Raw genomic sequence first — 14,133 nt, forward strand, 5'->3', positions numbered from 1 at the left:
AGATCAAAGAAACTCTCACTTTTGGTTAATGTTATTCATTCAGACCACTAGAAAAGTTTGTCAGACAACTAACTAGGGTATTCTTAAAACTATCATCAATCAGACATTCAACGAGAAAAACTGATATAGAAAAGAGGAAATGCCATGATCGAACTGAAAACAAATCTACCAGGAAAAAAATCACTATTTGGAGATGCGCGGAACATACTTCTGGAACATGATATCCAAATGGGAGGTAACTGGGACTTTGACCGCGGAAACTTCGACACCATCTTGAATCAGGACGGTAGCGATACGATCTACTTACGAATACCTTTTCACGTAGTGGAGGGTGAACTCGATGAAGATAGCGCAATGATCGAATTTGACGTACCTTTTATCATCAATCACGTAGTAAATATTGGATTGGATGACGATGACAGCCCTGTATTAGCTTCTGTCGGACTCGACCAGTTCCAGACACCGGAAGATAAAGACGGACCTATTGTATACGATGAAAAATGGGTACATGAAGGGGAAGCGCGAATAGCAAAGTTCTCAGATCATCCTATTTTTATCGCTCCACTAGTATAAAATCTTACACTATGAAAGGACAAGCAGGCCTGGCATCACAGGGCCTGCTTGTTTTCGTGTACGGAAAAGCCTCCTCATTGTCCTGACTAATGTATGATAAGATAAATAAAGTGTAAAAAATCAATTAACTTGCAAATCCATTACGTGGTAATAAAAAAGGTGGGAATTTCATGTCAAGACAGCAAGATTATTCATACTATACAAAATCTAAAGCTGCACAGAAGCAATTGTATAAGCGCTCCTTACTTGTCGTGATCATTTCCCAAATATTTAGTGGTGCCGGACTTGCAGCAGGAATCACAGTAGGTGCGCTATTGATCCAAGACATGACGGGAAATGAAAGCTTAGCCGGTATGCCGATTGCGCTGTCTACTTTTGGTTCCGCATTCTCTGCCTATCTCGTCGGCAGGTTATCTCAGCGTTACGGTCGTCGACTCGGCCTCGGTTCAGGCTTTATCACCGGTGGTGTAGGAGCATTCGGTGTGATATTTGCTGTGATGACCGGCAGTCTTGCTGTGTTATTCATCTTTCTGTTTATCTATGGGGCAGGTACATCTTCCAATCTACAAGCTCGCTATGCTGGAACAGACCTTGCGAGTGAAAAGCAACGAGCTACTGCAGTCAGTGTCGCTCTTGTTTCAACCACAGTTGGCGCTGTAGCTGGCCCCAATCTCGTCTTACCAATGGGACATATAGCAGATCTAATCGGTATTCCTACATTAACTGGTGTATTTCTACTGGCGGGTGTCGCCTACGTATTATCAGGGCTGACATTCTTGCTGTTTTTACGACCCGATCCGTTACTCGTTGCACGTGAGATTGAACTGGCTGAACAAAAGGAACGTGAAGAATCTTATGAAGGATATGTTGTTCATCAGCATAAGGCAAATAAGATGGGTATTTGGGTAGGTGGCATCGTGCTCGTACTGTCGCATGGTGTCATGGTTGCTATTATGACGATGACCCCTGTCCATATGCAGCACCATGGCGCTGAGATATCAGGTATTGGTTTGGTAATCGGCTTACATATAGCGGGTATGTATTTACCGTCCGTTTTTACGGGTGTGTTAGTAGACCGGATTGGACGACCTACTATGGTTGTAGCTTCGGGCGTGACACTTGCGTTAGCGGGTATTCTCGCAGCCTATGTAGCAGGCGGATCGATATTCTGGATGTCCGCATCACTCATATTACTAGGTGTGGGCTGGAACTTCGGATTAATCAGTGGAACGGCCATTGTTATCGATTCTACTGATGTGTTAACTCGCGCGAAGATCCAAGGAAGCATCGACGTGTTTGTCGCACTAGCAGGAACAGTAGGTGGACTTGCATCGGGAATTGTCGTGGCGTTCTTAGGTTTTTCCATGTTAAGTTTTCTCGGAACCTATATTTCCTTACTACTTATTCCGCTCATTATTTGGATGCGGTATAAACAAAAGAATATTCCTGCACAGACTGCCTGACAAAAACGGATTATTTCCTCGGAAATAATCCGTTTTTCTTGCGTAAACGACAGGCTTGGCTGTGGGGCATCTTATCATTCTTTCGCATAGAGTAACAACGTAGAAAGAAATAGGAGGGATCGTTCATTGAATCAGCAAAGTGAGTATTGGATGAATCACTGGCAACATCCGCAATATCGTAGGATTTCAATGGAGCAGGCAAACGAAATTGCCAGACAAAGAGTACCCGGTGAAGTAGTCAAATCAGAACTGGAATTTGACGACGGTATGTTGATATATGAAGTGGATATTCGCACAGCAGAAGGGCATAAGTATGAAGTCAAATTAGATGCGGTGACCGGTGAGGTACTGAGGGTGAAATTAGATTGATGTGAAACAAGGAATGAAGTTCGATTACTTTTCCAAGTCTATTATTCTGTGTATGATGAAAGTAAGAACTATACACAGAAAGCAGGGAATTAGTATGTACACACCTATTGATTACTCCAATAACCTACAAGAGAAGTACGCACAACTTGCAACACAGTTGGATGCACTAGTATCGGGAGAGCCAAACGTATACGCAAACTTAAGCAACGCATCTGCATTACTCAATCAATTCTTCGATCGCATCAATTGGGTTGGTTTTTACTTGATGGATGGCGATGAACTCGTTCTCGGCCCGTTCCAGGGATTACCGGCATGTATCCGTATTCCGCTCGGTAGAGGTGTTTGCGGAACAGTTGCGAAGACAAGAGAGGGCTTAGTCGTACCGGACGTCAACGCGTTCCCAGGCCATATAGCATGCGACGCAGCATCTCGTTCCGAAGTCGTTGTACCGTTGATTAAAGATGGAGAAGTGTTTGGTGTACTCGACATCGACAGTCCTGAACTAGATCGCTTTACGCAAGATGACTTGGCGGGATTGACGCAAGTAGTAGAAGCACTTATGAAGCATATCTAGTGAAGAAAAAAGGCTGAAGGGGAGGAAGACGTTACACTGCGTTCCAGGCGGACGCGTTCTGGAGGGCCCGCTAGTCGCTTTGCTCCTTTAGTGGTCTCACCTGTCGAGCTGATCCTCCCAGAGCATTCCACTTCGCTTCACTACTGTCTCTTACGTGACTGATAAAGTGGAATGACAAAACCTTACGTATTCGTATTTGAATCTAATAAGTAGGAAAACAAGCTAAGTCAGTTGGTAATCGCAATGTAAACCTAATTAGCTCTAGTATAATCAGTTGATCGTAAGTGGAAGGCGGCGACTCCCGATGGATCAGCGTGCGCCTTGAGACCCCGCAGAAGCGAAGCGCACGAGGAGGCTCAAGCCACGCCCATGGGAAAGCGACCGCCTGGAACGTCGATCAACGGTGCCTTTCCACTCACTCACTTTCTAAGATTATATAAAGAAAAAGCACGCCGGAGAAGTTCTCCAGCGTGCTTTTTACATACCTAAAACCCAAGTAAAGAAAATGACGACGATCGCGATAGGTGCGAAATAGCGTACAATCACTTTCCACAACGAGTGAAGAGCAGGATGCATTCCTAACTCTTCCGCTGTGTCCTCTTTCGTTAGCACGAAGCCAGCAAATAAAGACACGGCCAATGCCCCGAGCGGCATCGCAATTCTACTCGTCAGCAAATCGGCAAAATCGAAGATGGAATTGCCGAAGATGCTAACATTAGATAGCAAGCCAAATGACAGTGCACTTGGAATTCCAACTAAAAAGATCAGCCCGCCAAAAACCCATGAAGCACGTTTTCTTCTATCATGCTTTTTACGGATGCCTGTAGAAACTACTATTTCGAGCATTGCGATAGCAGAAGTCAGTGTAGCAAACAGCATCAGGAAAAAGAAGATGATCAAAAACGCACTGCCAAATGGAATTTCATTGAAAATAGCCGGTAGAATGACGAAAATCAGCCCGGGGCCCGCTTCTGGTGAATGCCCTAAGGCGAAAACAGCTGGGAAAATAACAAGTCCTGCTAAGATAGAAATACCTATGTTCAGTATCGAGACATTAAATGCAGACTGTCCAAGCTTCTCCTCTTTTGAAAGGTAGGAAGCGTAGGTCATCATTGCTGTCACACCGACACTCAGTGAGAAGAATGCCTGTCCCAACGCAACAAGAAATGTAGTTCCGTTAAAATAACTCCAATCCGGTACGAATAGGAAACGCACACCTTCCATCGCCCCATCTAGTGTCAGCGAACGAATCGCCAATACAATGAATGACAAGAATAATAAGGGCATGATCCAGCGGCTAGCTCGTTCAATTCCTCCACGAATCCCGCTTTGAACGATGAAGATCGTCAACGCCATAAATAATGCTTGTGCCAATAATACTTCCCATGGATTCGCGATCGTCGTATTAAACAGTTCACCATAATCCAGCCCACCTAATGTAAACGTAAAGGCTCGAGCTAAATACGATAAAATCCATCCTCCGACAACACTATAAAAAGATAAGATAATGAAAGAAGAGGCAAGCCCCATCCATCCAACCCATCCCCAACTGCGTCCTGTTGATAATTTCTTCAAAGAAGTCACGGCATCTGCTTGTCCTCTTCGTCCGATGACAAACTCAGCCAATAAAATCGGTAGACCGATCAATAATGTACAAATGATAAATAACAGCACAAACACGCTGCCGCCGTTCGTACCGGCCATATAAGGAAACTTCCAGATTGCACCTAAACCGATGGCACTGCCAGCAGCTGCTAAAATAAAACCAATCTTGGATGTCCATTGTTCACGCTGTTTCATAAGAGTCCTCGTTTCTTTTACTAAATCACAAAGTCAATAAATCTTATCATAATTTTAAGAAAGAATCGATAGATGCAAGGTTAACGGAGAATTCCGAAAATTCATTTGCTTATACAGTTAAATTGGTGTAATATTACACCTATAGATATGAATTGTAACTACGAGGTGATTTTGTGAATCAACAACAATTAATAGAGCTGATTTCATTAAAGTTACGAGTGATCCGATTGGAGAAAGAATACTCCCAACAAAAAATGGCGGATGTACTGGGACTTTCCAAAAAGACCTTGATTCAAATTGAAAAAGCAAGAGCAATGGCTAGTTGGACAGCCGTTATAGCAGTCTGTGCTTTATTTCGTGAAAGTGAAGTATTGCAAGCGACAGTCGGCGGAGATCCACTAGAAGTACTGGAAACAATCGCACACGACGGTATTGACCGTCGAATGGATCAATCGATGGGCGGTAAAGTGTGGTGGCGTGAATTGAAAACAAAAGGACGTTTTCGTTTACAGCAAAACGTAATTAGCCAGCATTTTCGTATTTTGGATGAAGAGCATTATCGTTGGTACAGTTCGTTTGATGAAGATGAGGCGTGGCATCGACTGGAGGAATTGAGCGGAAAATAAAAGGGGGGACGCGTATGGTTGCACCTATAGCATTTGCGGTACTTTTATTCATCGCGTTACTATTTTTCACAGGAATTGGATTGTTATATTTATTGTTAATGGGATGGATCCACTATATTCCGTTAGCACTTAGTGCGGTGATAGTTTTATATGTTTGGATCGTCATGATGATTTTTCATTTCTTCAACACGAAACAACGAAAACTGTCGTTCGGTGCTATTGCTGGAGTAGTTATAATCGGAGCGGCAGTTTGGCCAGTCATGCATATGTATAAGGAAAGTATTTCGACAGTGGATGCCGAAGTAGAGGTGCGTTATTATGAACCGTTTACCATTGGACAGGAATCAAAACTCGCTGTACTCGATGAAGCCGCTTCACTCGAACTGAAGGATGATTTACCCAGAGTAGACGGAGCTACCGCGCTATATCCACTGTATGCAGCGTTTGTTCAGGCAGTCTATCCTAGAAAAGAATACAACCCATATGATAGTGAAGTAATGGTCAATACAACACCTGTTGCCTATGAAAATCTACTTTCCGGCAGGGTAGATATGATTTTTGCAGCGGGGCCTTCAGACGCCCAAATGAAAGCGGCGAAGAAACAAGGTATTGAGTTGAAATTAACGCCAATAGGTCGAGAGGCATTTGTCTTTTTCGTCAATCAAAAGAACCTCATTGATCAGCTAGAATTAAAACAAATTCAAGATATCTATGCGGGGAAAATTACAAATTGGGAAGAAGTTGGAGGGAAAAGCGAGCCAATCCGTGCATTCCAACGACCGGCAGACAGTGGTAGTCAAACAGGCTTGGAACGGTTGATGGGGGATATTCCGATTATGGATGCTCCAAAAGAAAATGTGGCCGAAGGAATGGGGGGTATCATATCGGAGGTCTCAAAGTATCGAAATTATAAAAATGCCATTGGCTATACCTTCCGTTATTATTCCACGGAAATGGTAGGCAATGAGGAGATTAAATTGCTGGCAATCGATGGGGTAGAGCCGACGAAAGAAACCATACGAAGTGATGAATATCCAATTGCATCTGAGTTTTATGTCGTCACAGCAGGGACAGAAAATCCGAATGTGGAAAAGTTCATTGAATGGATGAATTCACCACAAGGACAGGAATTGGTGGAGAAAGTCGGTTACGTGCCGATGAAGAAACCGTGAAAACGGTAGTCTAGTGAAATGAAAAGAGGATATACATTATGCAAGGAAACAGAAACAACTAGTGTTTATCATGCTCACTTTCACATGCGCAGCAGGTGTATTTTTCTAAGTGATTTATTTCATAGTATGGCCTATTGGGGCTACGGATTGACGTAATATTGGATAGGTGTTGCACGAACTTTCATAACCGGAATGGTAGGAACTACGTTCATTCTTCAATCGTTAAAAGACCTGTAGAAAAAAGTGGGCTTACGACTGTACATATTTTATTAAAAGCACTCGCAGTTTTAGCTATTGGGCTCGTTTTTTGTGGACTACTTTTATAGTCGTTGCGGGTATGTCAAGAATGTGAAGGTTTTATAATCATATTGAGCAAACAGTGCATTTTATACCCTTAGCTAACTGGAGTGATGAACTAATGGTGAAACGATATTTAAATATAGTATGGCTCGTTATGAGTCTGATTCCAGCGCCATTTCTGTTTCATTTCTATGAGTATGGTCAGTATATGAAGCGAGAAGAGGCAGCGTATTTAGTAGTAGTCCCTGGTTTATACATTGTGATATCAGGTATTTTATCTTGTACCGTGAAGGTTCGTTACATGTTGCTTATGAACATGATAACAGCCATAGTATCTCTAGTGTTGGCAATGAATTTCATCTCAGACGATGGTGGATGGTTCAAGCCATTTGGTCGAGACTTTGTTATGTTGCTAACAGCTATCCCATTTTTTATTGGACAATTATTGATTCGGATGGTTGCTAAGCTTATTATAGGTCAATAGAAAAAACGGCATGCCGCTAGATTAGAGGCATGCCGTTTTTTATTTCTTAAGTGTATGTTTCTTACCTGCTTGATCCGTCACGATTAACTGTGTTGCGGTAACTTCCATATCTTTCGCAAGAACATTGGAAATCTTGCTTGTCTTTTTATCTAACAGATTATATTTATACACACCTGATTTGTTGAAATAATACATCGTAGAAAGATCGAACGCTACAGACTTATTGTTTTGACTTACTTGATTGGTTTTCGTAGTAGCTTCCACTTCATCGAAAATAACACGCGCGTTAAAGTTCAATAAGGTCTTTTTGTTTTTCCCATCCATTGCAACTGAATATAGCGTCAACGGATCATCCAGTGGAGTAGTAGGATCGAATTTGGAATCGAAAACACGGTCCTTGTTCTTTTCAAGTGTATAGTAGATCCGATCGTTCCAAATGAACATATTACGGAACTTTTGATCGATTGGAATACTACCAATTGTATAACTCCAGTCATTAACATTTAATTTCACTAAGTTATAACCTGCAGGCATTTTATTTCCTGCGTTGATCGAGTTCCAATACGGAATGAATATTTCATCATTGTATAGGACCATTTGATAGCCGGACATGAGCAGTATTCGGTTGATTCCGTTATCTGGCATAGTCGCGCTATCCAAGATTGCTGATCGTGTACCTGCCTTTTTATTCTCTTTAAATAACTTAGTAGATGTTTTATCTTTTACAATGGTATAAATAAAGCCGTTTTGTTCAATCGTTTTACCTTTAACACTTACATAGGAATGGTAGTCATCGAGCTTCATAGAGTTGTCTAATGCGCGCACTAAAAATGCTGAGAACTGAGAACGTGTAACGGAGTTAGTCGGCATGTACTTACCTTCTGAACCCCCGGTGATTCCTTTTTTGGCAATCCCGTTAATATCGGGGAATGACCAATGTGTCGGGGATACGTCCACAAATGTTGCTTGATTATCGACAGGTATGTTAAATGAACGACGAATGATCGCAGCCATATGTGCGCGTGAAGTATCTTCACCAGGACGCATGAAACCATTATCACCACGCATGATGCCTTTTTCATTCATTGTTGCTAGAATTTGATAATAGGAAGATTTTTTCGAGACGTCCTTAAATTGCACTGTAGGATTTTTAACCAATGGAATCTTCAATGCTTTTATGAGCATGGAAGATGCCTGCGCCCGTGTAATGGGATCATTTGGCTTAAAGGTACCGTCTGGAAAACCTCCGATGATATTACGGTCAGCTAAATACATGATTTCTTTTTTTGCCCAATGCTTGTCTACGTCAGAAAATTGTGTGGCAGCCTGTGCCTGGAATGGTGTTGCTGCGAAAAACAAGAAAACTGCTAACAACCCGATTAGTTTATTCTTCATATAGGTAGACCTCCTTTAGGTATTCTATTCATTATACAGAATTGCAAATGGAAAAATAAGGGCCTTTAAACATAAAAACCGACAAAAGGGAGAACTCTCTTGTCGGGTCTTTGGAACTTACTTTGTACCAATCTCGTATGTTTTCACTACATCGATACAACCCATTACGGATTGCAACATAGAACAATTCTTCTCCGTCAGCTCCATGATTCTGGGCATCTTTTCGTCTGTAACGTTCGATCCGATAACAGTAAAGTGAAGGTGAATCTTCATCAATCGACTGGCATCATCCTGAGAACGCACCACTTCTTTTACATCAATTGCAATGTCTTCTGCTGGCATGCGCATTTTATCAAGGACTTTTCGCATGACACCGCCACCACAAGCTGCGATCGATGCAACCATCAGCTGATAAGGCCGAAACCCTTTTTCTTCATTTGATGAAATGTGTAATGTACCGAATTCTGTCTCCGTATCAAAACCGTGTTTTGTCATATGGAAATTCATGTTGATCAGCCCCTTATGCAGTTAGTATACGTTGTTTCATTAAGAAAACCAAAGAACGATAACTGACTCTCTATGTTTAATCTCATGAATTTGTGGAAGACTAAACGTAAGATGGAAAGGAGTGTTGAGAATTGAGTGAAAACAAACAGCCACACAAAACACTGACTGATAAGAACAACGGCCTTTCATCCGCACAGGAAGTGTTGTATGCCAAAGATTACAAACGGGCAGATAAGGCTACTGAGCCAGACAACAACAATAAGAAGTAAGATACGAAAATAGTGAATGAGGCGTTCCCCAGTAGTTTTAATCAAACTACTGGGGTTTTTCTCATGAAATAGACCTGACGCATTCTTCACATTCGCTGTATACTAAGAGTAAATGCTTATACAAAGAGAACGAGGATATAGAATGAAGAAAATTGGATGGAAAAAGGTTATCGTCTTACTAGTTGCTTTCTTCGTCATTTTTCAAATAGCAGGAAGTTTTTTCTTTTATAACTTGGCGATTAAGCGTGGACCGAAAGACTTTCTGACAGGCAACGCAGATTTGAAAGTATCGGCCGAAACTATGGACGTGTTTTTAAATGGAGACTGGCTAGATTGGGTAGATAAACAGGAGTTTAAAGAAATGCATATGACTTCAAGAGATGGTGTAGATTTGATGGGTTATTACTTAGCTGCTAAACAGCCTACCGACAAATTGGTGATTCTGACACATGGCTATTTAGGACATGCCAAACAAATGGGGTTATACGGTCAATATTATTATGAGGAACTCGGCTATAATATTTTCCTGCCAAATGCTAGAGGTCATGGAAAAAGTGGTGGTGATTATTATGGATTCGGTTGGCCTGATCGTCTAGATGTGATGGATTGGACGAAGTTGCTTGCCGAAGAAATGGGTCCTGACACACAAGTGCTCTATCACGGTTTGTCTATGGGTGCTGCAACGGTATTGATGGCAAGCGGTGAAAGCCTACCGAAACAAGTAAAAGCAATTATCGCAGATAGTCCGTATCAATCTGTCTATCAGCTTTTTGCCTATCAATTGAATCGAATGTTTCATTTACCGGCCTTCCCTTTACTCGACAATATGAGTTTACTGACGAGCGCCAGAGCAGGATATTCATTGAAGGAGGCGGATGCGTTGAGCGCGGTTCAGCGTGCGACTGTACCGATCCTATATATCCATGGTAATGCGGATACGTTCGTGCCGACAGAGATGACAAAAGAGCTGTATGAGAAGACAAAAAGCGATACGGAATTGTTTTTAGTGGATGACGCCAATCACGGTGAAGCATTCGTGATGGATCAGGAAGCGTATAAGAGAAAGGTAGATGAATTCCTTGAAAAACATTGGTCGACATCGAACCTGTCAATTGACCTCTCTCGCTAACCGTCCTATACTATTTTTACAAAGTAGGGGAAGTAGCATTCCTCGATATAAGGTCGTGGTGTATTGATAAAAGCAACAGTAGAACAACTTTGTAAACAGCACACGGAACTGACTAGTCAAGATGTGAAAATACTTCAGGAGATGGCGTTTAGCTTACAAACCTATGCAGATCTATCTGATTCGTATATGTTTATCGATTGTAAATTAAAAACAAGTAATCAGGCGATTGTCGTTGCGGAAGCTTTTCCAGTTGGTAGTACACCGCTATATAATAACTCAGTTATTGGAAAGATTGTTTTTGAATCTTTTGAGCCAGGTGTATTTTATTCCTATCGTAACGGGAAGAAATCCATCATACAGCAGGCAATGACGCAAGAAGGTATCTTTGTGCATCAGACTGTAGTACCCATTAAGAACACATTTCATCAAGTGATCGGTGTATTGGTATCTGAGAAACGAGTCACTTCACCGCAATCGGTTGACGACATCAAAAGGTTTTCGGTAGTTACAGAAACGGCGGAAGACCAAGTGACAAATTCGGGACTTGGCGTAGTCTCAGACTTATTGATGGAAATGCTTATTTTAACGGATGCTAGTAATCGGTTAATATACGCGAATCCTTCGGGTTTGAAACTGATTTCTGAAATGAGTGGCAGGGACGATGTACTAAATCGTAACTTGTTGGAAATATTACCGTTTTTGCATGCGGTGTATGAGAAGAAAGAAGATGTATTTGTCTTTGAGATGACGATTCAAGATAAAAGCTTAATTGTAAAAAAAATAAGGATGCATGAAAAGAACAAATCTCAAGAAACGTTGTTGATTGTCCAGGATATTACGGAACTTCGAACAAAGGAAAAAGAATTGATGATGAAATCCGTCGTCATTAAAGAAATTCATCATCGAGTTAAAAATAATTTGCAAACTGTGGCAAGCTTAATAAGATTGCAAATGCGTAATGGTATGCCGGTTGAAAATCGATCTGCTTTTGAGGAAACGCTTAACCGGATATACAGTATTTCCTCAGTTTATGAAATTATCCTTACGAAGGAAGATGCAGACGACGATGATGTAAATATTATAAATTTAACGAGGAAAATTTGTTCCACGATGGTGCTAAATGAATACAATTTAAAAGTAGACTTGATTATTGAGCCAAATAACAATAAAATAATAACAACATCTAAGAAAGCGGTTTCAATGGCACTGATCATTAATGAGCTCATACAAAACTCCCTAAAGCATGCATTTCAAGGCAAAGAAGAAGGGATTATTGATGTGGAATTTATCGTAGATCATGATTTTGTGGAACTTCATGTTTCCGACAACGGCGTTGGAATGAAGAATCCGCAAACTTCGCTTGGCACGGAAATTATCCACAATTTGGTAACCAATGACTTGAATGGTGAGTTTCTATATGTGCCTAGGGAAGTCGGGACTCATGCAGTAATTAGTTTTCCAGTGGGTGCGGAGGTGGAAACTTTTGATGAGTAAACGAATCTTGATAGCGGAAGATGAATCAATTATTCGCATGGACCTGAAAATGACCTTGCAAGACCATGGCTATGAAGTCGTTGGGGAAGCTGGTGACGGAGACAGAGCGATCGAGTTGGCTTTTTTGCATAAGCCTGATTTAATCTTGATGGATATTAAAATGCCGAAGATGAATGGGCTGAAAGCGAGCCGAATCATTGGAGAGCAATTGGATATACCAATTTTAATCATTACCGCGTACAGTCAAAAGGAGTTTGTGGAAAAAGCCCAGCAAGACAGTGTGGTCGGTTATTTAGTTAAACCTATTTCTGAAGCTAATTTAATTCCTGCAATTGAAGTGGCGCTTCACCAATCCAGTAAAGCCAAGCGGCTAAAGGACAGCATTCAGCACGCGAAGCAGCAAGTGGAAAAGCGGAAAGTTGTGGAACGGGCAAAAGGTATACTGATGAGTACAGAGCACTTAACCGAGCAACAAGCATTTAAAAAAATGCGTGATACAAGTATGTCGCGGCAAATGACAATGGAGTCACTTGCCATGGAAATTATAGATTTGCACAAGTGAATAGATCTAAGCAAAGACGCTTAAAGAGATACATTCTTTAAGCGTCTTTTTGTGTTCTTTTCGCGAGTTGTATAAAGATTTAAAGGTGGTGGCTAGTGAATTAATGCACGAACATAATATCACAATAGGATAGTAAGAGGGGGAAATTTAGGTGGAAATGATTGGTACAGTCATTGTATATATCATCATGGCCTGTGCAATTGCAGGGGCATTTGCTTCAATAAAAAATCCTGAAGAAGGATTAGGTAAGGAATTTATGTCTGGATTACACGCAGTAGGACATATCTTCGTGCCCGCAGCAGGGATTATGGCATCGATTCCATACTTAACGTGGTTCATCAGTAAATTTATCGGTCCAATTTTTAACTCGATCGGGGCAGATCCAGCAATTGCCGCGACAACGATTCTAGCTTCAGATATGGGTGGATATCAGTTAGCGGAAGCATTAAAAGTAACAAATGAAGGATGGATCATGGCGTTAATCGTCGGTTTCATGTCGGGAGCAACCATTGTATTCTCCATTCCAATGGGTCTCGCAATGCTTGATAAACGGGACCATAAATATATGGCGCTTGGTATCATGTCGGGTGTACTGACAATTCCAATCGGTGCTTTCATTGCGTCTGTTTTAGTTGTCTTGTTCAATACGGATGTGCGTGATGTAATCAGTACGACTGCAACATCTAATTATGAGTTTGCAATTGGTTATTTACAGATTTTCATAAATTTATTGCCATTATTACTATTTGTTGTATTAATTGCGGTAGGACTGAAGTTCGTCCCGCGTATTATGATTAACGGATTTATGTTGTTTGGCCGTGTGATGGATGCAGCTATTAAACTTGTGTTAGTGTTCTCTATCGTTGAAATATTTACAGGTATCTTCACTAAAATCTTTGGTGTTTGGGGATTCGATCCAATTATGGCGGATAAAGCCGATCAGTTCCGTGCGCTTGAAACGGCCGGATATATTGGTATTATGTTAGCAGGTGCATTCCCAATGATTTACTTGATCAGAAAGTATATGGGAACACCTTTGGAAGCCGCTGGAAAGAAGATTGGACTTTCACCTGAAGGTAGTGCTGGTCTACTTGCGACTGTCGCGAATATCTTGGCGATGTTCTCATTAGTTCGTTATATGAGACCAAAAGACAAAGTTATCAATATCGCATTCGCAGTATGCGCGGCATTCTTGCTGGGTGATCATTTATCTTTCACAGCGAATTTCCAGCCGAATATTATTTTACCGGTTATACTAGGTAAACTGAGTGCGGGAATCATCGCAGTTATCATTGCATTCAAGCTGTCTGTACCAACAGCGTTAAAGTTGGAAAAGCAAGACCGTGAAGCAGGAATTATTCGCGAAGGCGAGTACGAAGATGCTGAAACAGAAGCTCCTGCCGTTAAAGCATAAAA

15 protein-coding genes are annotated in these 14,133 nt (G+C 41.4%); 12 read left to right on the forward strand and 3 right to left on the reverse strand.

The genetic code is table 11. The annotated features are described in order from the left end of the window. Positions 1 to 144: 144 nt before the first annotated feature. The 4 genes from CSV74_RS06640 (at position 145) to CSV74_RS06655 (ending at position 2,979) form a co-directional block, all read left to right on the forward strand. Complete coding sequence (locus CSV74_RS06640) at positions 145 to 573, forward strand: YugN family protein (RefSeq protein ID WP_099691065.1); 429 nt, start codon at positions 145 to 147, stop codon at positions 571 to 573. A 170-nt stretch (positions 574 to 743) separates the two neighbouring features. Next, positions 744 to 2,036, forward strand: coding sequence for an MFS transporter (locus CSV74_RS06645; protein ID WP_099691066.1), 1,293 nt, complete (start codon positions 744 to 746; stop codon positions 2,034 to 2,036). A gap of 126 nt (positions 2,037 to 2,162) precedes the next feature. Beyond that, positions 2,163 to 2,405, forward strand: coding sequence for a PepSY domain-containing protein (locus CSV74_RS06650; RefSeq protein WP_199083962.1), 243 nt, complete (start codon positions 2,163 to 2,165; stop codon positions 2,403 to 2,405). A 94-nt stretch (positions 2,406 to 2,499) separates the two neighbouring features. After that, positions 2,500 to 2,979, forward strand: a complete 480-nt coding sequence (locus CSV74_RS06655) for a GAF domain-containing protein (RefSeq protein ID WP_029054285.1) — start codon at positions 2,500 to 2,502, stop codon at positions 2,977 to 2,979. A gap of 477 nt (positions 2,980 to 3,456) precedes the next feature. On the opposite strand, the gene CSV74_RS06660 is transcribed toward CSV74_RS06655, so the two are convergent. Beyond that, positions 3,457 to 4,779, reverse strand: a complete 1,323-nt coding sequence (locus CSV74_RS06660; RefSeq protein ID WP_099691067.1) for a sodium-dependent transporter — start codon at positions 4,777 to 4,779, stop codon at positions 3,457 to 3,459. A gap of 173 nt (positions 4,780 to 4,952) precedes the next feature. On the opposite strand from CSV74_RS06660, the gene CSV74_RS06665 reads away from it, so the two are divergent. The 3 genes from CSV74_RS06665 to CSV74_RS06675 all read left to right on the forward strand — a co-directional run bounded on the left by CSV74_RS06665 (position 4,953) and on the right by CSV74_RS06675 (position 7,361). Continuing rightward, a complete protein-coding gene (locus tag CSV74_RS06665; RefSeq protein ID WP_029055254.1) occupies positions 4,953 to 5,405 on the forward strand; it encodes a helix-turn-helix transcriptional regulator in 453 nt (150 codons plus the stop codon). A 14-nt stretch (positions 5,406 to 5,419) separates the two neighbouring features. Then, on the forward strand, positions 5,420 to 6,577 hold the full coding sequence (locus tag CSV74_RS06670) for a PstS family phosphate ABC transporter substrate-binding protein (RefSeq protein ID WP_099691068.1): 1,158 nt from the start codon (positions 5,420 to 5,422) through the stop codon (positions 6,575 to 6,577). Between the two features lie 418 nt (positions 6,578 to 6,995). Continuing rightward, positions 6,996 to 7,361 carry a hypothetical protein gene (locus CSV74_RS06675; protein ID WP_099691069.1) on the forward strand — a complete coding sequence of 122 codons (366 nt, stop codon included), beginning with the start codon at positions 6,996 to 6,998 and terminating at the stop codon, positions 7,359 to 7,361. A gap of 39 nt (positions 7,362 to 7,400) precedes the next feature. On the opposite strand, the gene CSV74_RS06680 is transcribed toward CSV74_RS06675, so the two are convergent. After that, entirely contained in the window at positions 7,401 to 8,756 is a 1,356-nt protein-coding gene (locus CSV74_RS06680) for an S-layer homology domain-containing protein (RefSeq protein ID WP_099691070.1), read from the reverse strand. 117 nt (positions 8,757 to 8,873) lie between these two features. Further along, a complete protein-coding gene (locus tag CSV74_RS06685) occupies positions 8,874 to 9,263 on the reverse strand; it encodes an OsmC family protein (RefSeq protein WP_099670712.1) in 390 nt (129 codons plus the stop codon). 131 nt (positions 9,264 to 9,394) lie between these two features. On the opposite strand from CSV74_RS06685, the gene CSV74_RS06690 reads away from it, so the two are divergent. From CSV74_RS06690 to eutH, 5 genes are all read left to right on the forward strand, one after another. After that, positions 9,395 to 9,532, forward strand: a complete 138-nt coding sequence (locus CSV74_RS06690; RefSeq protein ID WP_099670713.1) for a YfhE family protein — start codon at positions 9,395 to 9,397, stop codon at positions 9,530 to 9,532. 142 nt (positions 9,533 to 9,674) lie between these two features. After that, positions 9,675 to 10,661 carry an alpha/beta hydrolase gene (locus CSV74_RS06695; protein ID WP_099691071.1) on the forward strand — a complete coding sequence of 329 codons (987 nt, stop codon included), beginning with the start codon at positions 9,675 to 9,677 and terminating at the stop codon, positions 10,659 to 10,661. Between the two features lie 63 nt (positions 10,662 to 10,724). Beyond that, entirely contained in the window at positions 10,725 to 12,155 is a 1,431-nt protein-coding gene (locus CSV74_RS06700) for a sensor histidine kinase (protein WP_099691072.1), read from the forward strand. Next, positions 12,148 to 12,717 carry an ANTAR domain-containing response regulator gene (locus CSV74_RS06705; protein WP_029053423.1) on the forward strand — a complete coding sequence of 190 codons (570 nt, stop codon included), beginning with the start codon at positions 12,148 to 12,150 and terminating at the stop codon, positions 12,715 to 12,717. The genes CSV74_RS06700 and CSV74_RS06705 overlap by 8 nt, the downstream gene beginning before the upstream one ends. 151 nt (positions 12,718 to 12,868) lie before the next feature. Beyond that, a complete protein-coding gene (gene eutH / locus CSV74_RS06710; protein ID WP_099691073.1) occupies positions 12,869 to 14,131 on the forward strand; it encodes an ethanolamine utilization protein EutH in 1,263 nt (420 codons plus the stop codon). Positions 14,132 to 14,133: the final 2 nt, after the last annotated feature.

This window comes from Sporosarcina sp. P19 (genome assembly GCF_002743165.1).
Lineage (GTDB): Bacteria > Bacillota > Bacilli > Bacillales_A > Planococcaceae > Sporosarcina > Sporosarcina ureae.

Bases quoted from the DNA above. Each gene is read 5' to 3' on its own strand.
- CSV74_RS06675 (WP_099691069.1), top strand. From the start codon at position 6,996: ATGGTGAAACGATATTTAAATATAGTATGGCTCGTTATGAGTCTGATT.
- CSV74_RS06655 (WP_029054285.1), top strand. From the start codon at position 2,500: ATGTACACACCTATTGATTACTCCAATAACCTACAAGAGAAGTACGCA.
- CSV74_RS06685 (WP_099670712.1), bottom strand. From the start codon at position 9,263: ATGAATTTCCATATGACAAAACACGGTTTTGATACGGAGACAGAATTC.
- CSV74_RS06640 (WP_099691065.1), top strand. From the start codon at position 145: ATGATCGAACTGAAAACAAATCTACCAGGAAAAAAATCACTATTTGGA.
- CSV74_RS06705 (WP_029053423.1), top strand. From the start codon at position 12,148: ATGAGTAAACGAATCTTGATAGCGGAAGATGAATCAATTATTCGCATG.
- CSV74_RS06670 (WP_099691068.1), top strand. From the start codon at position 5,420: ATGGTTGCACCTATAGCATTTGCGGTACTTTTATTCATCGCGTTACTA.
- CSV74_RS06645 (WP_099691066.1), top strand. From the start codon at position 744: ATGTCAAGACAGCAAGATTATTCATACTATACAAAATCTAAAGCTGCA.
- CSV74_RS06680 (WP_099691070.1), bottom strand. From the start codon at position 8,756: ATGAAGAATAAACTAATCGGGTTGTTAGCAGTTTTCTTGTTTTTCGCA.
- CSV74_RS06660 (WP_099691067.1), bottom strand. From the start codon at position 4,779: ATGAAACAGCGTGAACAATGGACATCCAAGATTGGTTTTATTTTAGCA.
- CSV74_RS06695 (WP_099691071.1), top strand. From the start codon at position 9,675: ATGAAGAAAATTGGATGGAAAAAGGTTATCGTCTTACTAGTTGCTTTC.